The organism is Pseudonocardia cypriaca (assembly GCF_006717045.1).
Lineage (GTDB): Bacteria > Actinomycetota > Actinomycetes > Mycobacteriales > Pseudonocardiaceae > Pseudonocardia > Pseudonocardia cypriaca.
The window spans coordinates 21,365-40,482 of the sequence record NZ_VFPH01000002.1 but is presented as its reverse complement, the minus strand read 5'-3'; the positions used below and the strand labels follow the sequence as shown (position 1 = coordinate 40,482).

Genomic DNA, 19,118 nt, shown 5'->3' with positions numbered 1-19,118 from the left:
CTCGTCAGCCGAGCACTTCCCGGTGTGTCTCGCGGGCCGCGAGCACCGCGCCGAGCGAGACCAAGGAGATCGCCGCGTAGTAGCCGACCACCGCCCACACGGAACCGGCGGCCGCGTACAGGGCAGCCGCGATCAGCGGGAAGAGGCCGCCGATCACCCCGCCCACCTGGCGGCTGACGGCCAGTCCGGAGAACCGGCGCGCGGCCCCGCGGAAGAGCTCCGCGAAGAAGCTGGCCTCCGTCGCGAAGATCATCGTCTGGATGAGGGCGGGCGGGATCGCCAGCGCCAGCACGATGAGGGCGCTGTTGCCGGTGGCGAGCAGCGGGAAGAACGCGAACGCGGTGTAGAGCGCGCCGATGACCAGGGAGCTCGCGATCAGGATGCGGCGGCCGACGAAGTCGGACAGGCGCCCGAAGAGCGGGTTCATCGCGATGCCGACGACGTTGCCGATCAGCACGCCGTTCAGCATCACCGAGGTCGGGATCCCGAGCTCCGTGCCGCCGTACACCAGCGCGTAGACGGTGAAGAGCTGCAGCATGCTGGTCTCGGTGATCACGCAGAGGAAGACGGTGAGGCAGGCCTTCGGCTCCTCGCGCAGCGCCACCAGCAGCGGCGCCTTCGGCGGTGCCTCCCGGACCGCGTTCCGGAACACCGGCGACTCGTCGATGCGCGTCCGGACGTACACGCCCACCACCACGAGCACGGCGCTCAGCAGGAACGGCACCCGCCAGCCCCACGCCAGCGCGTCCTCCGTCGGCATGCTCGCCACGAGGGCGGCCGCCAGCGACGCCAGCACCGAGCCGAGCGCACCGCCGATCTGGATCGTGCCCGCGTAACCGCCGCGCTTGCCCTGCGGCGCGCTCTCGGTCGCCATGATCGTGGCGCCGACCGTCTCGCCGCCGAGCGCGAATCCCTGCACGCACCGCAGGAGCGTGAGCAGGATCGGTGCCGCCACACCGATGGCCGCGAACGTGGGCAGGAGGCCGATCCCGGTGGTGGCGCCGCCCATCAGGACCAGCGTGACGAACATGATCGGCTTGCGCCCGATCCGGTCGCCGAAGTGGCCGAAGACGAGGCCGCCGAGCGGCCGCGCGACGTAGCCGACCGCGAACGTCGCGAGCACCGCGATCGTGCCCACCAGCGGCGCGGCCTGCGGGAAGAACAGCTGGTTGAACACAACCGGGGCGACCAGGCCGAACAGCAGGAAGTCGAAGTACTCGATCGTGGTGCCGATGGTGCCCGAGACCAGGACGCGGCGCCGCTGCGTCGCGATCCGCGCGTCGTCCTGGAGCGGCGACCCGGCCGCGCTGTCGATGGCCACGGGTCAGTCCTCGTGCACGAGGATGCCGCGGATGAGCTTGCCGTCATCCAGGTCCTGGTACCCCTGGTTGATCTCGTCGAGGCCGTACCTGCGGGTGATCAGCTCGTCGAGTTTCAGCCGGCCCGCCCGGTAGAGGTCGAGCAGCCGCGGGATGTCGAGCAGCGGGTTGCACATGCCGAAGACGTGGCCCTGGATCCGCCGCTGGTAGCCCACCACAGTTCCGTTGGCGGCGAGCTGCACCTGCGTGTCGGTGCTGCGGCCGACCGAGGTGACCGTGACCTGCCCGCCCTTCCCGACGATCGCGGCCGCCTGCGACACCACCTCCGACGTGAGCACGCCGACGGTGCAGATGGCGTGGTCGGCCAGCTGTCCACGAGTGAGGTCGACGACGGCCTCGTGCGCCTCCTCGGCGTCGGCGAACGCGTGGGTGGCACCGAACTCCAGCGCCTTCTCCCGCTTGAACGGGACCGGATCCACCGCAACGACGTGCTTCGCGCCCGCGTGGCACGCGCCCTGCACGGCGTTGGACCCGACCCCGCCGATGCCGAAGATCACGACCGTGTCGCCGGGCCGCACCCCGGCCGCGTAGACCGACGAGCCCCAACCGGTCGGCACCCCGCAACCGGTGAGCGCCGCGACCTCGAACGGGATGTCGTCGTCGATCTTCACGCAGGACGCCTGGGACACCACCGCGCGCTGCGAGAACGTGCCGAGCATGCAGAACCCGCCGAGGTCCTCGCCGCGGTCGTCGTGGAACCGGAACGTGCCGTCCCCGAGCATCCCGGTGACCATCTGCGCGCCCTGGTCGCACAGGTTCTGCCGGCCCGATGAGCAGTAGCGGCACGTGCCGCAGGCCGGGATGAAGGAGCACACGACGTGGTCGCCGGGCTGCACCCGCGTCACGTCCGGGCCGACCGCCTCGACGACGCCCGCGCCCTCGTGCCCGCCCACGATCGGCAACCGGCACCGCGCGTCCCCGGTGCGCAGGTGCTCGTCGGAGTGGCACATCCCGGACACCGCGAACTTGATGCGCACCTCACCCGCGCGCGGCTCGTCGAGCTCGAGCTCCACCAGCTCCCACGGTTTGCCGGTCTCGCGGATGATCGCTGCCTTGGTGCGCATGGGGCTCCCGTCGTCGCTGACCGGGTGATCTCGTCAGCGACGCTAGAGAGATCGGGCGACCGGAGCGATCGACGCATGGCGGCGCGCGGTTACGACATGCGTCGTACGGGTCAGCGGCGACGCCTCTCGGCGCGCCGGAGCCGCTCCTGCTCGCGCTTGCGGGCCGCCTTGGACATCGTGGCACCGAGGCCGTACAGCAGCCCGCCCACCAGGAACGCGCCGAACGCCGCGGGGGCGAGCGGTACGCCGTCGACGAGCTCCAGGTCGAGCGGGCTGCTCAGGTCCCCACCGAACCCGCTGAAGATCACGTACATCCAGCCGGCGAAGCCGCCGAGCGCGACCAGCAGACCGACCCAGGCCAGCGCCCGGCCAGGCCCCTGGCCGGACACCAGCTCGTCGCCGGGGTCGTAGTCGTTGGTGCTCTCGTAGCGGTCGCCCTCGTAGTAGTCCCGGCCTGCTGCGTTGCCGCCGAACGCCTGGACGTTGCTACGGGCCTGCACCTGGTTGACCAGGTGAACACCCCCGAGGCTGTCGAGCTGGTGGCGCAGCGCGGTCAGCTCGCGCGCGAACCCCACGTCGCGACGGGCCACCCCGTCGATCGCCCGCGACACCTCGGCGAGCGTGGCGCTGTCGTACGGGTCCCGTGCCAGGTCCGCCCCGGGGCGCGGGCCGAGCCTGCGCGCCACGCTGTCGGTCAGCCGGTCGAGCGCCCCGTCGATGGCCCGGTCCACCAGCCGCCGACCTCCCCGAGCCGCCGCAGCCGCGAGGTACGCGGCGATCACTCCTCCGTCGATCACGAGCCACCTCCACCCCGGTCTGGTTGTCGAGAGGCCGGTGGGGAGCGCGTTGATACGTTCGGCCGACGAGCCTTCGTGGCATCCGGCAGGATCGCGGCCGTGCCGCTGGAGACCGAGCACCCGCCCGTCGGCCTCGCCGTACGTCGAGCGCGTGTGGCGTAGCCGCAGCGTGGACATCGCCGTGGCCCGCTCGAGGTGGGCGCCGTCGCTGCGGAGTAGCGGTCAGGACTCCGTTTCGACGATCGGGGCGCCCTCGGCGGCCCGCTGCACCGACTCACACCCCTTCAGCGCGGCCGCCCTCGTCTCGTAGGCCTCGCCGGTGGCGACGACCTGGCCGTTGGAGGCCTTCAGCCGGAACCGGTACTTGCCGCCGCGGTCCTTGTACACCTCGAACTTGCCCGCCATCGTCGTCCCCTTCGTCGCGGCGTCACGTTGCGTGACTCCAGCGACGCGGAAGGTAGTGGCCCGGGCCGGAGGAGCTCGGCGACGCGCCGGACCCGGACGGGGGATCGCGCTCCTCACATCCGGGCGCTCGCCGCGGTGTTGGCCTCCACCGGTCCGCGGCGTCGTTCCTCGTATGCGGCGAGAGCGGCGTCGATCCGGTCCTCGTCGCGGATCGCCTCGGCCAACGCGACCGCGTCCTCGAGGGCCATGGACGCGCCCTGGCCGGTGGCGGGCGACGCCGCGTGGGCGGCGTCGCCGATGATCATCGTGTGGTCCCGGTGCCACATGCGCACGTCGGCGAGGTCGTAGGCGTTCGTGACCAGCACGCGATCGGCGGCGCGGACGATCGCCCGCGGGCCGGGTTCCGCGCTCAGCGCGTCCGAGAGGAGAGCGACCCAGCGCTCGGTCGTGCCGGCGGCCAGCTGGTCCGGGGTCAGTTCGGGGCCCTTCACCCGGGCGAACCACCAGGTCTCCGCGTGTTCGGTGGCGATGAACCCGAAGGCGACGGAGCCGGTCGCGGTGCTGCGGACGAACTGCATGCGGTCGGTGGACGTGCCGGGGGGAGTGCCGGGCGCGGTGCCGTAGAAGATCTGGGATCCGACGTAGCGGGGCGGGGCGGCATCGGGGTCCAGTTGCGTGCGCACGACCGACCGGAGCCCGTCGGCGCCGATCAGGAGGTCGCCGCTGAGGCGGGTGCCGTCGGCGAGGACGGCGACGGCCCGGCCGTCCTCGCCTGCGGTCGCGACGAGCCGCTCGCCGTGGTGCAGCGGGATCCCGCGACGACGGACCTCGTCCTGCAGCACCGCGCACAGGCGGGCGCGGGTGAGGTAGCGGTAGCCGGGACCGCCGGGCTCGCCGAGCGGGCGGCTCGCGAGCTCGGTGCCTGATCCGTCGGTGACGCGCATGGAGCGCAGCGGCGCACTGGCCCGCCGGACCGCCTCGTCCACTCCGATCGCCTGGAGCGCGCGCATCCCGTTCTCCGCGAGCGTGAGGAAGGCGCCCGCATCGGTCGACGCGTCGGGATGCGCCTCGTGGACCGCGACGTCCGCGCCCACCGCGTGCAGCGCGAGCGCAGCCGCCGACCCCGCGATGCCGGCTCCCACGACGTGGATCACCCGGCCATCATGTCGTCATCCGGCCGGTGTGACGACCGCGGCGACGATCCTCCGGATCTCGTCGGCCGGCGGCGGATCGTCGCGGCCGGCGAACAGCAGGTGCGCGCTGCCGATCAGGGTGAGCGCGATGGTGTCGGGGTCGGCGTCGGCCGCGATGCGGCCGAGGTCGCGCTCCGCGGCGAGGTAGGCGGCGATCAGGGCCGCGGCCTGTGCGAGCAGGGGGATGCCTGGTAGCCCGGCCTGGCGCAGCCGCGCGCGCAGGCCGTCGCGGAAGGTGACGAGGCCGACGATCGCCACGGCGACCGGTCCGAACACGTCGGTCAACGCGGCCGTGAGGTTGTCGGTGACGCTGCCCGTGCCGGCGGCCTCGCGGAGCGCGAGCTCGTCGAGGCGGCCGATGCGATCGAGGACCAGTTCGGCGAGGAACGCGTCGAAGTCGGGGAAGTGCCGGTGCAGCACGCCCTTGGCGACGCCCGCCTCGGCGGTGACCGACCGGCTGGTCAGCCCGTTCGGTCCATCGCGCAGCAGGACGCGCTCGGCGGCGGCGAAGAGCTGCTCGCGCGCGTCGCGCAGGGCCACTCCGGTCGGCATACCGGCTCTCCTCATGGCGAGTGGGCACGTGCCCACTAGAATGGGCGCATGCCCACTCTACCTTCGGAGCCGCACGAGGCCCGCCGCGTCGCCGAGTCGTTCGGAGCGGACCCCGGCCGCTACGACCGCGCGCGACCCCGTTACCCCGACGCACTGGTCGAGCGGATCGTCGCCGCCTGCCTCGGGCGGGAGGTCCTCGACGTCGGCTGCGGCACCGGCATCGCCGCCCGGCAGTTCCAGGCGGCGGGATGCGCGGTGCTGGGCGTCGAGCCGGACGCGCGGATGGCCGAGTGGGCCCGCCGGCACGGCACCGAGGTCGAGGTGTCGACGTTCGAGGACTGGGACCCGGTAGGCCGGTCCTTCGACGCGGTGGTCGCGGGGATGGCCTGGCACTGGGTGGACCCGGTCGCGGGTGCGGCGAAGGCGGCGCAGGCGCTGCGGCCGGGCGGGCGGCTCGCCCCGTTCTGGTACGTGTTCCAGCCACCGCCCGACCTGCGGGATGCCTTCTCCGCCGTCTACCGGCGGGTGCTGCCCGACTCGCCGTTCGCCGAGGGGGCGATGCCCGGACTGGACGCCTACTCGGCGTTCTTCACGAAGGCGACCGACGGGATGCGGCAGGCGGGCGGGTTCGGCGAGCCCGAGCAGTGGCGGTTCGACTGGGACCGGACCTACACCCGTGACGAGTGGCTGGAGGTGGTGCCCACCTCGGGCGGGCACCACCTGTTCCCCGCGGCGGTACGGGACGAGCTGCTGGCCGGCGTCGGTGCCGCGGTGGACGCGGTGGGCGGTGGCTTCACGATGCACTACACCGCTGTCGTGGTCACCGCCGTGCGTCGATGAGCGCGGTCTCCACCAGCCGGTCGGAGAGCTCCCGCAGCTGCCGGCGCGCTTCGGCGTCGCTCGCTTGGGGGTTCGGGTCGACGGGGTCGGGGGTGTTGCTGTCGAAGTAGCGGCCCGTGGTGGTGGCCAGCGCCTCGTCGAGGATGAGGCGCAGCGTCGCGGTGCCGCCCTCCTCCAGCGTGCTCATCGACACGCCGGGCCATCCCTCGTTGACCATGGTGGTGGGCATGAGCGTGGCCGGGTGGAGGGCGTTGGCGGTGACGCCGGTGTCCTTCAGCTCGGTGGCCAGGTCGATGGTCGCCATGATCTGGGCGAGCTTGCTCTGCCGGTAGGCCCGCATGCCGTTGTAGGTGCGTTCGAGGAGCGGATCGGCGAAGTCGATCGCCTCCTGCCCGATGGAGGCGACGTTGACGATCCGCGCCGGGGCCGAGGCGACCAGCAGGGGCACGAGCCGGCGCGCCAGGTGGTAGCCGGCCAGGTAGTTCACGGCGAAGCGCAGCTCGATCCCGTCGGCGCTCTCCTCCCGCCGGGTCTGGTCGGCGCCTGCGCCCACGCCTGCGTTGTTGACGAGGACGTCGAGGTGGTCGAGCCGCTGCAGCACCTCGTCCGCGAGCCGGTCCACCTGCCGCAGCTCGCCGAGGTCGGCCTGCACCGTGTCCACGCCCAGCTCGTCGTGCAGCGCGCGTAGCCGCTCCGGGTTCCGGCCGTGTGCCAGCACCCGGTGACCGGCCTTCGTGAGCTCCGTTGTGATGTACCGGCCGAGCCCGTCGGTTGCGCCGGTCACGAGGATCATGAGCACGGCCCGAGGCTACCCGGGCGGGTCGACCAGCTGCCGGAACAGCGACTCCAGGCGCCCTTCCAGTGCGCTCGCATCCGTCGTGGCGAGTGCCGGGTTGTCCAGCACCTGCTGCATGAGCCGAACGCCTGCCAGCACGGACAGGAACAGCGCGGCGCGCTCGGGTGCCTGTGCACCGGGCAGCAGCGCCTGCAGCGGGCGCTGGAAGTGGGCGTCGATGGCGGCTCGGAGTATCTCGGCGGCGCGGGGGTTGGCCACCGAGCGCAGCATCAACAGGAAGCCGTCCACCGATCGCGGTTCGGCGGCCACCAGTGCGCCAGCGGCGAACCGGCTCAATGACGCCACGTCGTCGGCGATCAGCGTGCGCTGCGCGAAGGCCACCTCGACGACCTCGGCGAACAGCCGCTCCTTCGAGCCGAAGTAGCGGTTCACCAGCATCGCGGTCACCCCGGCCGCGTTGGCGATCTCCCGCACGCCCACCCCGTCGTAGCCGTGACGCGTGAAGGCGACCAGCGCCGCGCGCAGGATCGCCTCCCGCGTGGCGGCGGCGTCGCGCCGGCGGGCCGGCCGTTCGTGGGACCCCATCATGTATACGAGTGTAGACTTAGCTTCGTGGAGCAGAGGAGTGGAGCGATGACGGCGATGCCGAGGACCTGGCTCATCACCGGCAGTTCCCGGGGGTTCGGCCGGGAGTTGGCCGATGCGGTGCTCGACGCCGGGGAGAACCTGGTGGCCACGGCGCGGCGACCCGCCGACCTGGCGAGCTGGTGGCGACCTACGGCGAACGGGTGCGCACGGTGGCGCTCGACGTCACCGACGCGGCGGCGGCTCGGCAGGCCGTCGACACGGCCGTGCGCGAGTTCGGCCGCCTGGACGTGGTGGTCAACAACGCCGGGTACGCCAACAGCGCACCGATCGAGGAGATGGCCGACGACGACTTCCGGGCGCAGATCGAGGCCAACCTGTTCGGCGTCGTCAACGTCACCCGGGCCGCACTGCCCGTGCTGCGCGCGCAGCGCTCCGGGCACATCGTGCAGTTCTCCTCGATCGGCGGGCGAGTCGGCGGCACGCCCGGCATGGGCGCCTACCAGACCGCCAAGTTCGGGGTGGAGGGCTTCTCCGAGGTGCTCGACGCCGAGGTGCGGCCGCTCGGTATCCGGGTGGTCATCGTGGAGCCGGGGCCGTTCCGCACCGAGTGGAGCACCACCTCGATGGTCCGTGCCGAGGTCGGGCCGGACTACGAGGCGACGGTCGGCGAGGTGAACCGCATGCGGGAGGCCACCGCGGCCGGCTGGCCGGGCGACCCGGCGCGCGCCGCGAAGATCATCCTCGACGTGGTGGCGATGGACGACCCGCCGCTGCGCCTGCTGCTGGGTGCCACCGCCGTCGACCTGGCCGTGCGCTCTGCGGAGGAGCGGACCGCGGAGGCCCGCCGGTGGGCCGACCTGAGCCGTGCCGCCGACTTCCCGGCCGTCGGCGCCCCCGCCTAACCCTGCTCGGCGAGCCAGCGGCCCACGTCCCGCAGGCGCGCCAGCACCTCGGGCGAGCCCTCCAGCCGCGCCCCGGGCCCCAGCGCGACCACGTCGCGCACGAGGAGCTCGAACGACTCGGCACCCAGCGCCACCGTGCACGACGCCTCGTCGATCGGCTGGATCCTGCCGGGGATCGCCATCGGCAGCCGGGAACGCACGGCCTCGGCCGGCTCCGGCACGGTGGCGCGCACGGCGTACCGGTAGGGCGTCGAGGCGATCGTCCGTCGGACGTGCTCGGCCGGGTCGCCCGCGGGCAGGTCGCGTGGCGTGAACCGCAGCCGCACCGACTCGGGACGGTCGATGCGGTCCACCCGGAACGTCCGCCAGTCGTCCGCCCGGGTGTCGAACGCGATCAGGTACCAGAGGCCGTGGGACGCCACCACGTGGTGCGGTTCCACCCGCCGCTCGGTCATGGTGTCGTCGCGGCGGCGGTAGGCGAACCGGACGATCTCACGGTCGCGCACCGCCGCCGCGAGCACCGCGAGCACCCCGGGGTCGATCCGCGCGCCGCGGTGGTCGGGCACCGACACGACGGACTCGCCGACGGCGCTCACCCGTCGCCGCAGCCGGCCCGGCATCACCTGCGTGAGCTTGGCGAGCGCCCGGCCCGCGGTCTCCCCGTCGCCGAGCGTGCCGAGCAGGCTCGTGGCGATCGCGACCGCCTCGTCGTCGTCGAGCAGGAGGGGTGGCAGGTCCTCGCCGGAGGCGAGGCGGTAGCCGCCTGCGGTGCCGGTGGTGCCCTCGACCGGGTAGCCGAGCTCGCGCAGCCTGCCGACGTCGCGGCGCACCGTCCGGTCGGTGACCCCGAGGCGCTCGGCGAGCTCGGTGCCGGCCCACTCGCGCCTGCCCTGCAGGAGGCTGAGCAGGCGGAGCAGCCGCGCCGGGGTCGAGAGGGTCACGTCGGATCTCTACGGCACGGCGGGTTCGGCGGCAACCGTGGTCACGCTCGTGTTCGGTCGCCGCCGCCGCAGCGCCACGGCCGCCGCGCTCAGGGCGACGAAGGCCGCGCAGGTGCCCATGGCCGGGCCGAAGCCGTCGACGAACGCCGCGGGGGAGGCGTAGCTGCCGGTGCCGGTGAAGACGGCCACGAACACCGCCAGCCCGAGCACGCCGCCCAGCTCGCGCAGCATCGCGTTGACGCCCGACGCCTTGCCGATGTCGCCGGCCGCGACGGCGCCGAGCACGGCGTTGGCGGTGGGGGCCAGCGACATCGACCCACCGATGCTCGTCACCAGGAACGGGACGACGAGCTCGGCGTAGGGCATCCCCGGGCGCGCCACCAGCACCGTCCAGGCGATCCCCGCCGCGATGGTCAGCAGCCCGGCGACGATCAAGGGCCGGTTCCCGATGCGGTCGGCGAGCCGTCCGGCGAGCGGACCCAGCACGATCAGCGTCGACGTCCACGGCACGAGGCCGAGCCCGGCCTGCAGCGGGGTGAGACCGAGGCCGGTCTGCAGCAGCTGCGCGTAGAAGAAGAGCCCGCCGAAGATCGACGCGAAGAGCCCGATCGTGGCGACGTTGCCCGCGACGAACCCGGGGCAGCGCAGCAGCCGCATCGGGAACATCGGCTCGGCCGCCCGCCGCTCCCACGCGACGAACGCCACCAGCGCTGCACCGCCCACCGCGAACGCGCAGAGCACTTCCGCGCTCGTCCAGCCGACCGCGTTGCCGCGGGCGAGCGCCCAGACGAGGCCGAGCACGGCAGCGACGACGAGGACCAGCCCGCGCACGTCCAGCGCGGTGTCGGCGCCGCGGCTCTCGTTGCACTTCAGGAGGATCAGGGGCAGCACGGCGAGGCCGATCGGGACGTTGAGCCAGAAGACGAACTCCCAGCCGATGGCGTGGGTGATCGCGCCACCGAGGCCGGGCCCGGCCAGCACGGCGATGCCGGAGCCGCCCTGCAGCAACCCGATCGCGCTGCCCCGCCGCTCCGGCGGGTAGGCGGCGCTCACCAGCGTCATTGCGAGGGCGCTGACGAACGCGGCGCCCGCGCCCTGCAGGGCCCTGGCGAGGACGAGGACGACGACGTCCGGCGCCGCAGCGCACGCGGCCGACGCAACGGTGAACAGGGCGATCCCGGCCGCGAACATGCGGCGCCGCCCGTACCGGTCGCCCAAGGCGGCCGCAGGCATCAGCAGCACGGCCATCACGAGGTTGTAGCCGTTGACGGTCCACTCCAGCTGCTCGGCAGTGGCGCCGAGATCGGCCTGGATTGTGGTGAGCGAGGCGGACACGACGAGCGCGTCCAGGGCGGTCATCAAGGATGCGACGGCGGCCAGCGCCAGCACCCACGTCCTGCGGTGCGCCATGATCGTTCCTCCCGTTGTGGACGGTGACGTCATGACGACAATCGGGAGGGCAGCGGATCGACATCGGCATCTGCACGATCCAATGAGAGTCAGCGTGGGCGTTCCTGTCTGCTTCTTGTCTGCTCCCTCTGCCGGTCCCGTTGACCTGCCGCGGGGGGACGGCCAGGATCCTGCCCGTGGATCCGGTGACCTTGATCGTGACGGCGGTGGCGCTCGGAGCATCCGCCGGGTTGACCGACACGGCGACAACGGCCGTGAAGGATGCCTACACGGCGTTGAAGCGCCTGCTCGCGCGCCGGTCGGTCGACGTGTCGGGAGTCGAGCGACGTCCAGCGTCCACAGCACAGCAGACCGCGCTACGCGAAGACCTCGCTGATGCGGACGAGCCCGTCGACGACGAGCTGCTCGCGGCGGCACGTGCGGTCACCGATGCGGTCGCCGAACACGACACCGCAGCCGCAGCGGCCATCGGTGTGGACCTCAACGACGTGCGGGCCGCATTCATCAAGATCGGCACCGTCACTTCGACCGGCGATGGGGTCCGCATCCGGGGAGCGCACGTCTCGGGCGGGATCTCCGTGGACGACGTCCGCGCAGGCGGTAGCCAGGACCCCTCACCGCGGTAGGACAGCCCGCTCCCACCGCGTCCGGCAAGGGCGATCCGGCGGCGACCATCGGAGGCGTCGCCCTCCGCGGCGTCTATGCCGGCCGGGACATCAGCGTCGTCGTCAACGACGGCCGCGCTCCCAGCCGCGTCCTCGACCTCGCAACTCGGAAGAGTTATCTCGACGCCCTCGTCGCCCGCTACCGCGTCCTGGACCTGACCGCGCTCACCCCGGACACCGACGAGGATCACGTTCCGATCCTGCTGCGCCAGGTGTTCGTACCGCAGCGGGTTCGCGCCGACCCACCGCCGGTCGAGCTCCCGCGTGACCTGCGGCGCCGCCTCGTGGAGGCCGGGGAGCTGACCGGTGACGAGCTGCCCGCCGAGTTCGACCAGCACGATCGCGATTTGCTCGCGAAAGCCCGGGAGGCCCACACCGCGGAGACGCCTCGGCCCGTCGCGGAGCTGCTGGGCGATCCGCGCCACCGCCACGTGGTGCTCCTCGGTGATCCAGGCGCGGGCAAGTCGTCGCTGCTGCGGTACGTCGCACTATCGCTCGCCGGGGAGGCAGTTCCGGGGGAGCTGGTCGCGCTCGCCGGGCACCTGCCCGTCGTCGTGGAACTGCGCTCCTACGCGAGCCTGGGCTGGCGCACCGGGCGATGGTCCGACGGCACGCTGCTGGACTTCCTCGACTACCTGTACACCCAGCAGGGCCTGGGGTTGCCGCGCGATGCTCTGCAGGCGTACCTGACGGGCGACGGCCGGGCGGTCGTGATGTTCGACGGGCTCGACGAGATGTTCGACCCCGCCCAGCGGGAGGACACGACGCAGCGGATCGTTGCCTTCGCCCGGCAGTTTCCGCTGGCCCGGATCGTCGTGACGTCCCGCGTGATCGGGTACCGGAGGCAGCTGCTCGACAGCGCCGGGTTCAGCCTCCACACGCTGCAGGACCTCGACGACGGTGAGATCGCCGCGTTCGTCGAGCGCTGGTACGCGATCGCGGCGCGTGGCGACGCCGATGGCGCCCGTGACCGGACGTCCCGGCTGCTCGCAGCGCTGGAACGCTCGCCGTCGGCCCGCGATCTCGCCGGGAACCCGATGCTGTTGACGATCCTCGCCGTGATCGGTCGCCGTCGGGAGCTCCCCAAGGAACGGCACCGCGTCTACCAGCACGCCGTGGAGGTGCTGACCCAGCACTGGGACCTCAACCGCGCGGTGCGCGACACCCGGCTCGACATGGACTACATCGACGAGGAAGACAAGCGGGAGCTGTTGCGCCGGATCGCGCGCCGAATGCAGGGTGGTCGGGACGGGGTGGCCGGCAACCACATCCACCGCGACGAGCTGCTCACGGAATTCCAGGACTACCTGCAGGAGCGCTACCCGCAGCCGCCCGCGCAGGCGAAAGTCGTGGCCAAGGCGATGCTCGAACAGTTCCGCGACCGGAACTTCATCCTCTCGCGGTTCGGCCCGGGGCTGTACGGGTTCGTGCACCGCGCCTTCCTGGAGTACTGCTGCGCGGACGAGATCGTGTACCGCTTCAAGGAGACGCGTGAACTCACCGCCGCCGAGCTCGTCACCGACGTTTTCGCGCAGAACGCCACCGATCCGGCGTGGCAGGAAGTCCTCCTGCTCGTCGCTGGCATGATCCACGACCGCTTCCTCGCCATGATCATCGACCGCCTGCTCGCCCTCGACGAGACGCCGCAGGCCAGGTTCGCCGACGACGGCGGGGGCCGCCACTGGTTGCTCGCACTCCGCTGCCTGGCCGAGGCACGCAACCCTGCACGGCTCCCGGAACAAGGGCAGCGCATCGTCGCTCGTCTCATCGAACTGGTGAGTGCGATCCGCCTCGACGGATCCACAGTCGAGAGCATCGACGGCGACCCGACCGTTGTCGAACAGGCGATGCCGGCGCTCCGCGAGGTGGGTGCGCAGCTTGCCACTCGCGCCTACCTCGACTGGTTCGGGCGCTCACCCCGCGCATACTTGCCGGGCGTCCTCTACAAGGGCGCGTTCGTACGTGGGGGAACGATCCGCGCCTTCGCGAACCTCTCCACGGAGATCGCGGCGATCCAGTTTCCCGGCGATGCCGCACTCCGTTCGATCCTCGAGCGGCGCATCGTCCTGGAGTACTGGCCGGCGGACGTCGCAGCCTTCGACAGTCTCTACCGCTCCTGGACGGGAGGCGCCGGGCACGAGTCCTTGCGACGATTGGTCGTCGCTGCGGAACGCGATGAGATCCGGAATGCCGCGATCACCGCGCTCGCCCGGGATCCGGAAGGGGTCGGCATCCGTCACCTCATCACCGAGCGAGCCACCGTCGATCGCGACGACTCCGTCCGCCTGACTGCAGTCGAATGCGCTGCGGGATGGCCGGATGACGGCACGCGGACGCTACTCACCGATCGGCTGGCTCTCGACCCTGCGTCCGAGGTCCGAGCTGCTGCCCTGATGGCGCTGGCCGCCCAATGGCCCGCTGACGTGACGCGGGGCATCGTCGAGGCCAGCGCCGCGAGCGACCGCCAGTCCGAGGTTCGCCAAGCTGCGTTGACCGCGTTGGCCGGCACCTGGCCCGACGACGTCTCGCGGTCCCTCACACTGGTTCGAGCCGGGAACGATCCGAGCGCGGACGTCCGCAGTCACGCGGTCGAACTCCTCGCGCAGAAGTGGCCGGGCGACACCGCGCGACGAATGATCATCGAGAGATCGACAGCCGACACCGACGATGCGGTCCGAGTAGCGGCGCTGAAGTCGCTCGCGCAGACCTGGCCGGACGACCGGACCCGAATGCTCGTCGAGAGCGGCGCGTCTGCCGACCTGAGCTCGGACGTTCGCACCGCCGCCCTCGAATCACTCGCCGAGGGATGGCCGGACGAACAAGCCAGAGCGGTCCTGAACGACCGGGCCACGACCGACCTCTCCGAGGACGTGCGGGAAACCGCGCTCGAACACGCCCTCCGCCTGTGGCCCGACGAAGCCAGCCGCGTTCTTGCGGTCGCCGCCACCACCGACCCGAACGAGGACATCCGGCGCATCGCGCTCGACGCGCTCGCCGCGTCGTGGTCCGACGAGGGCACGCGACGCCTCCTGATCTCCGCAGTGCGCAGCGACCCGGACAACGCGGTTCGCACGGCAGCTGTGGGCACTCTCGCGCGGGTGTGGCCCGACGAGGACACCCTGACGCTGCTGCTCGACCGGGGGGCGGTCGACGCCGAGTGGACCGTGCGTCAATCTGTTGTCGACGCGCTGGGCGAACGGTGGCGAGATGACCGCGTGCGTGCTGCCCTGATCGAGCGGGCACTCACTGATCCCGACAACCGGGTCCGCCACTCAGCCCTCCATGCCGCCGTCAAGGGCTGGCCCGACGAGCGGGCCCGGTCCCTGCTCACCGACCACGCCCACGCCGACGAGAACGAGGACAACCGCATCGGTGCGCTGACCACACTGCTGTTCGGATGGCCGGACGCCGCGACCAGAGCGCTGCTCCTGCGGTCAGCGCGCGACGACAACGAGGACGTCCGTGCCTACGCCCTGTGTGCCCTGGCCGAGCGGTGGCCTGACGACGAGGTCCGGGCGCTCGTTCTCGAACTGGCCGCGAGCGATCCGCATGAGGATGTCCGTTTCGAGGCCTGTGCAGACCTCTCCTCTGCCTGGCCGGACCCCACGAGCTGTGAGCTGATCGGCCGAGCCGCCGTGAGCGACCCCGACGCGGACGTGCGTGAGCTCTGCATCCACGCATTGGCCGCCGGATGGCCCGACGGGGACACACGGCGTCTGCTCGTTCGCCGGACCAGTGAGGACGACACAGGGAACGTCCGCGAAGCGGCTGCAAAGGTGTTGGTGCGCCGGTGGCCCGACGCCGAGACGCGGACCGTACTGACCGGCATGCTCGCCCGGGACGCGGCCGCCGACGTTCGCCGGGCGGCTTTGGAGGCCGTGATCCGGTGCTGGCCGGATGCCGACAGCTGTCGCCTCGCCCGCGAGGTCGCCCGGAACGACCCCGACGCGGACGTCCGCGAACGGGCCGTCGAAGCGGTGTTCCTGCTGTCCGGTCTCGGAGACGACGGACGCCGGCTCATGCTCGAGCTCGCCGAAGTCGATCTCGACGCCAAGGTCCGCAACCTCGCCATGGCGATACTCGCGTGGGCGTGGCCGGGAACGGACACCCGAGAACTCATCAGCGACCGCCTGCGGGACCGGCCGGACGAGGACATCCGGTCCGGCCTGCTCGACCACCTCGCCGCGATGTGGCACGACGACGAATGCCGCGAGCTCATCGAGATCATCGTCGGGAGCCGCAACCAGCGTTCTCGGAAGGAAGCGGTCGAGGTGCTGGCCGGGAACTGGCCGGATGCGACAACCACTGAGCTGCTGGCCGAGCGCGCCGTCTCCGATATCGACGCCGATGTCCGGCGAGCGGCGCTGAGCGCACTCGTCCGGCTGCGGTCCGACCGCGTGACCCGGGCCGTCGTCGTCGACCGCGCCGTCTTCGACGCCGATGAGGACCTGCGTGAAGAGGCACTGCAGAGTCTCCTCCGCTACTGGCCCGACGATGCGACGCGAGAGATCTTGGCGGCGCAGGTCGTGTTCGACGATGATGCAGATGTGCGCGGGGTCGCCGTCCGCGCCCTGGTCAGGGGATGGCCGAACCACCCCGAGACGCGGCGCGCCCTCGTGGACTCACTCGCCGTGGGCTGTACCGACGAGCAGTACGAGCGCGACATCGCGGACGCGGTCGCACAGATCTGGCCTGATCACGAGACCCGGGCCTTACTGACCGATCTCGCGACCAGCTCCGATGCGAGCGCAACTCTCCGCGCAGCGGCGGCACGAGCAATGGCGTGGCGGTGGCCCGACACCGCGAGCCGCGACATCATCACGTCTCTTGCCACCGCCGATCCCGACGAGCGTGCACGGGTCGGTGGAGTGCAGGCGATGGCCCGACACTGGCCAGATGCTCGCACGCGCGCACTGCTCGAGGACAGTCTCGCCGACCCCAGTCCGGATGTGCGAACGGCCGGTACCAAAGCCTTGTCGCTCCTGTGGCCCGGCGACGGCACCGCCGCGGTGCTGGCCGGGGCTGCCGAGACCGAAGGCGACGACGTCACCGGACGCGGGTGACTAGCCGGACCGCCAGTTCTTCAGGCTGTCCAGCCCGACGGCGACGATGATGACCGCGCCCTTGATGATCAGCTGGGTGAAGAACGGCACGTTCATCAGCACCAGGCCGTTGCTGAGGACGCCGATGATGAGCGCGCCCACGAACGTGCCGTGGATGCGGCCGCGGCCGCCGAAGAGCGAGGTGCCGCCGAGGACGACCGCGGCGATCGCGTCGAGCTCGTAGCCCTCGCCCGCGCGGGGTTGGCCGGACTCGACGCGGGCGGCGAACATGACGCCCGCGAGGCCTGCCGTGAGCCCGGCGAGCAGGTACACCTTGAGCAGCACCCGCTTGACCTTGATGCCGGCGAGGCGGGCGGCCTCGACGTTGCCGCCGACGGCGTAGATGTGCCGGCCGAACGTCGTGCGTTCGAGGACGAACCACACGGCGACGTAGGTGATCACCATGACCACCACCGGGGAGGGGATCGCGGCGATGTTGCCGTTGCCGAGGAGGCGGAAGCCCAGTTCGCCCTTGGCGATCAACGGTTGCCCGTCGGTGAGCGCGTACGCGGTGCCGCGCAGGTAGGTGAGCGCCCCGAGCGTCACGATGAACGCGGGCAGCGCGAGGTAGGCCACGAGCAGGCCGTTGAGCAGCCCGGCGGCGGCGCCGACCAGGATGCCGCCGAGGACTGCGAGGAGTGCGGGCACGCCGCCGTTCCACAGCAGCACCGACGTGACGCCTGCGACGCCGATGACCGACCCGACCGACAGGTCGATGCCCCCGGTGAGGATCACGAGCGTCATGCCGGCCGCGAGGACGGCGTTGATCGACACGGCACGGGCGACGTTGAAGCCGTTGCTGAGGCTGAGGAAGTTGGGCGCGATCACCGCCATGAGGGCGACCATCGCGAGCAGCACGACGAGGATGCCGTAGCGGTCCCACACTTGACCGAAGCTGCGCCTGGGGCGCTCGGCGGGCTCGAGGGCCGGCGTGCCCGTCGGTGCGGTGCGGGTCATGCGGGGGTGCCTCCGTTCTGGTTGCTGCCCGCCGCCACCCCGGTGGCGTGCAGCATGACGGCCTCCTCCGTGGCCTCCGAGCGGTCGAGCTCGGCCACGATCCGCCCGCCGCGCACGACCAGCACGCGATCGCTGATGCCGAGTGCCTCGGGCAGGTCGGAGGAGACCACGAGCACGGCGACGCCGCGGCGGACCTGCTCGTTGATGATCCGGTAGATCTCGTGCTTCGCGCCAATGTCGACACCGCGGGTGGGCTCGTCGAGGATCAGCACCCGGGGGCCGACGGTGAGCCAGCGGCCGAGCACCACCTTCTGCTGGTTGCCGCCGGACAGGTGCGCCACGTCCTGGGTCGGTGCCGTCCGGATGCGGAGTGCGTCCATCTGCCGGCGGGCCGCGTCGCCGATGGCGCCCCGGCGCAGCACGCCCAGCCGGGAGAGGCTGCCGAGTGCTGCGGCCACGAGGTTGTCGCGGATCGACATCAGCGGGAAGAGCGCCTGCTCCTTGCGGCTCTCGGGCAGCAGGCCGATGCCGTCGCGGATGCTGGCGGCGGGGGAGCGGTTGTCCAGCGGCCTTCCGTCGAGCTCGACGGTGCCGCCGCGGGCGCGGTCGGCGCCGTAGATCATCCGCGCGATCTCGGTGCGGCCTGCGCCGATCAGGCCGACCATCCCGACCACCTCGCCCGCCCGCAGCTCGAGGTCCACGGGGCCGATGCCGGCGCCGTCGGTGAGGCCTTCGACCCGGAGCACGACCTCGCCGGAAGTGCGGTCGTCGTGGACGTAGAGCTCCTCGACGTTGCGCCCGATCATCTGCGTGACCACCCGCTCCGGGGTGATCTCGGCCTTCTCGCTGGTGCCGACCGAGCGGCCGTCGCGGAACACGGTGACCCGGTCGGCGAGCTGCCAGACCTCCTCCATGCGGTGGCTGATGTAGACCAGCCCCATCCCGGCTGCCCGCATCTCGTCGATGAGCTCGAAGAGCTGGCGGGCCTCCCGGTCGGACAGCGCGGCGGTCGGCTCGTCGAGCACGAGGATCCGGGCGTCCTCGGCGAGCGCGCGGGCGATCTCGACCATCTGCTGGCGGCCGACGGACAGCCGCCGCATCGGCAGCCGGGGATCGACGTCGGCCCGCACCCGGGCCAGCTTCTCCTCGGCGTCGCGCAGCACGCGCCTGCGGTCCAGCCCGCCCCAGCGGGTGCGTGGCTCGGCGCCGAGAGCCAGGTTCTCCGCGACCGTCATGTCGGGAACGGTGTTGAGCTCCTGGTGGATGATCGCGATCCCGAGTGCGGTGGCCTCGATCGGGGACGAGATCGTGACCGGCTCCCCGTCGATCCGGATCGTGCCGGCGTCCGGGGCGTGGACGCCGGCGAGCACCTTCATGAGCGTCGACTTGCCCGCGCCGTTCTCGCCCATGAGGGCGTGGACCTCGCCGGGGCGCAGGTCGAAGTCGACGCCCCGCAGGGCGGGGGCACCACCGAACGACTTGGTGATGCCCTCCATGGCGACGAGGGCGGGCCCCGGGGACCTCATG

Annotated in this window: 16 protein-coding genes; 4 read left to right on the top strand and 12 right to left on the bottom strand. The window is 72.0% G+C overall.

Going from position 1 to position 19,118, the window contains the following annotated elements; all coding sequences use genetic code 11:
• Positions 1-4 precede the first annotated feature (4 nt).
• The 6 genes from FB388_RS18015 to FB388_RS17990 form a co-directional block, all read right to left on the bottom strand.
• A complete protein-coding gene (locus tag FB388_RS18015) occupies positions 5-1,321 on the bottom strand; it encodes an MFS transporter (RefSeq protein ID WP_142103359.1) in 1,317 nt (438 codons plus the stop codon).
• 3 nt (positions 1,322-1,324) lie between these two features.
• Positions 1,325-2,443, bottom strand: coding sequence for an NDMA-dependent alcohol dehydrogenase (locus tag FB388_RS18010; RefSeq protein ID WP_142103358.1), 1,119 nt, complete (start codon positions 2,441-2,443; stop codon positions 1,325-1,327).
• A gap of 110 nt (positions 2,444-2,553) precedes the next feature.
• Positions 2,554-3,240 (bottom strand): hypothetical protein, encoded by a 687-nt coding sequence (locus FB388_RS18005; RefSeq protein WP_142103357.1) that lies wholly within the window; start codon positions 3,238-3,240, stop codon positions 2,554-2,556.
• Positions 3,241-3,462: 222 nt separating this feature from the next.
• Complete coding sequence (locus FB388_RS18000; protein WP_142103356.1) at positions 3,463-3,645, bottom strand: YegP family protein; 183 nt, start codon at positions 3,643-3,645, stop codon at positions 3,463-3,465.
• 113 nt (positions 3,646-3,758) lie between these two features.
• Entirely contained in the window at positions 3,759-4,799 is a 1,041-nt protein-coding gene (locus FB388_RS17995) for an FAD-dependent oxidoreductase (protein ID WP_142103354.1), read from the bottom strand.
• A gap of 15 nt (positions 4,800-4,814) precedes the next feature.
• Complete coding sequence (locus FB388_RS17990) at positions 4,815-5,390, bottom strand: TetR/AcrR family transcriptional regulator (protein ID WP_142103352.1); 576 nt, start codon at positions 5,388-5,390, stop codon at positions 4,815-4,817.
• A 48-nt stretch (positions 5,391-5,438) separates the two neighbouring features.
• Between FB388_RS17990 and FB388_RS17985 the strand changes: the two genes are divergently transcribed.
• On the top strand, positions 5,439-6,230 hold the full coding sequence (locus FB388_RS17985) for a class I SAM-dependent methyltransferase (RefSeq protein WP_142103350.1): 792 nt from the start codon (positions 5,439-5,441) through the stop codon (positions 6,228-6,230).
• On the opposite strand, the gene FB388_RS17980 is transcribed toward FB388_RS17985, so the two are convergent.
• Positions 6,211-7,023 (bottom strand): SDR family NAD(P)-dependent oxidoreductase, encoded by an 813-nt coding sequence (locus FB388_RS17980; protein ID WP_142106097.1) that lies wholly within the window; start codon positions 7,021-7,023, stop codon positions 6,211-6,213. The genes FB388_RS17985 and FB388_RS17980 overlap by 20 nt on opposite strands.
• Before the next feature lie 15 nt (positions 7,024-7,038).
• On the bottom strand, positions 7,039-7,614 hold the full coding sequence (locus tag FB388_RS17975; protein ID WP_281290429.1) for a TetR/AcrR family transcriptional regulator: 576 nt from the start codon (positions 7,612-7,614) through the stop codon (positions 7,039-7,041).
• A 179-nt stretch (positions 7,615-7,793) separates the two neighbouring features.
• On the opposite strand from FB388_RS17975, the gene FB388_RS17970 reads away from it, so the two are divergent.
• Positions 7,794-8,516, top strand: coding sequence for an SDR family NAD(P)-dependent oxidoreductase (locus FB388_RS17970; protein WP_342787919.1), 723 nt, complete (start codon positions 7,794-7,796; stop codon positions 8,514-8,516).
• Here the strand turns inward: FB388_RS17970 and FB388_RS17965 are convergent.
• Together FB388_RS17965 and FB388_RS17960 are read right to left on the bottom strand one after the other, a co-directional pair.
• Positions 8,513-9,457 carry a helix-turn-helix transcriptional regulator gene (locus tag FB388_RS17965; protein ID WP_246122154.1) on the bottom strand — a complete coding sequence of 315 codons (945 nt, stop codon included), beginning with the start codon at positions 9,455-9,457 and terminating at the stop codon, positions 8,513-8,515. The two genes, FB388_RS17970 and FB388_RS17965, sit on opposite strands and share 4 nt — an antisense overlap.
• A 9-nt stretch (positions 9,458-9,466) precedes the next feature.
• The gene (locus FB388_RS17960; RefSeq protein WP_142103348.1) at positions 9,467-10,867 is read right to left on the bottom strand and encodes a DHA2 family efflux MFS transporter permease subunit; all 1,401 of its coding nucleotides are present in this window, start codon (positions 10,865-10,867) and stop codon (positions 9,467-9,469) included.
• 176 nt (positions 10,868-11,043) lie between these two features.
• Here FB388_RS17960 and FB388_RS17955 point away from each other — a divergent pair, with 176 nt between their 5' ends.
• Both FB388_RS17955 and FB388_RS17950 read left to right on the top strand, forming a co-directional pair.
• Complete coding sequence (locus FB388_RS17955; RefSeq protein ID WP_142103346.1) at positions 11,044-11,493, top strand: hypothetical protein; 450 nt, start codon at positions 11,044-11,046, stop codon at positions 11,491-11,493.
• A 251-nt stretch (positions 11,494-11,744) separates the two neighbouring features.
• Positions 11,745-16,595, top strand: a complete 4,851-nt coding sequence (locus FB388_RS17950; protein ID WP_142103344.1) for a HEAT repeat domain-containing protein — start codon at positions 11,745-11,747, stop codon at positions 16,593-16,595.
• Here FB388_RS17950 and FB388_RS17945 read toward each other — a convergent pair whose 3' ends face one another.
• Both FB388_RS17945 and FB388_RS17940 read right to left on the bottom strand, forming a co-directional pair.
• Positions 16,596-17,591: an ABC transporter permease subunit gene (locus FB388_RS17945; RefSeq protein WP_142103342.1), complete on the bottom strand. Its 996-nt coding sequence runs from the start codon at positions 17,589-17,591 to the stop codon at positions 16,596-16,598.
• Positions 17,588-19,117: a sugar ABC transporter ATP-binding protein gene (locus tag FB388_RS17940; RefSeq protein ID WP_142103340.1), complete on the bottom strand. Its 1,530-nt coding sequence runs from the start codon at positions 19,115-19,117 to the stop codon at positions 17,588-17,590. The genes FB388_RS17945 and FB388_RS17940 overlap by 4 nt, the downstream gene beginning before the upstream one ends.
• Position 19,118 lies beyond the last annotated feature (1 nt).

Bases quoted from the DNA above. Each gene is read 5' to 3' on its own strand.
- FB388_RS17975 (WP_281290429.1), bottom strand. From the start codon at position 7,614: ATGATGGGGTCCCACGAACGGCCGGCCCGCCGGCGCGACGCCGCCGCC.
- FB388_RS18010 (WP_142103358.1), bottom strand. From the start codon at position 2,443: ATGCGCACCAAGGCAGCGATCATCCGCGAGACCGGCAAACCGTGGGAG.
- FB388_RS18000 (WP_142103356.1), bottom strand. From the start codon at position 3,645: ATGGCGGGCAAGTTCGAGGTGTACAAGGACCGCGGCGGCAAGTACCGG.
- FB388_RS17985 (WP_142103350.1), top strand. From the start codon at position 5,439: ATGCCCACTCTACCTTCGGAGCCGCACGAGGCCCGCCGCGTCGCCGAG.
- FB388_RS17940 (WP_142103340.1), bottom strand. From the start codon at position 19,117: ATGAGGTCCCCGGGGCCCGCCCTCGTCGCCATGGAGGGCATCACCAAG.
- FB388_RS17960 (WP_142103348.1), bottom strand. From the start codon at position 10,867: ATGGCGCACCGCAGGACGTGGGTGCTGGCGCTGGCCGCCGTCGCATCC.
- FB388_RS17945 (WP_142103342.1), bottom strand. From the start codon at position 17,591: ATGACCCGCACCGCACCGACGGGCACGCCGGCCCTCGAGCCCGCCGAG.
- FB388_RS17990 (WP_142103352.1), bottom strand. From the start codon at position 5,390: ATGCCGACCGGAGTGGCCCTGCGCGACGCGCGCGAGCAGCTCTTCGCC.
- FB388_RS17980 (WP_142106097.1), bottom strand. From the start codon at position 7,023: ATGATCCTCGTGACCGGCGCAACCGACGGGCTCGGCCGGTACATCACA.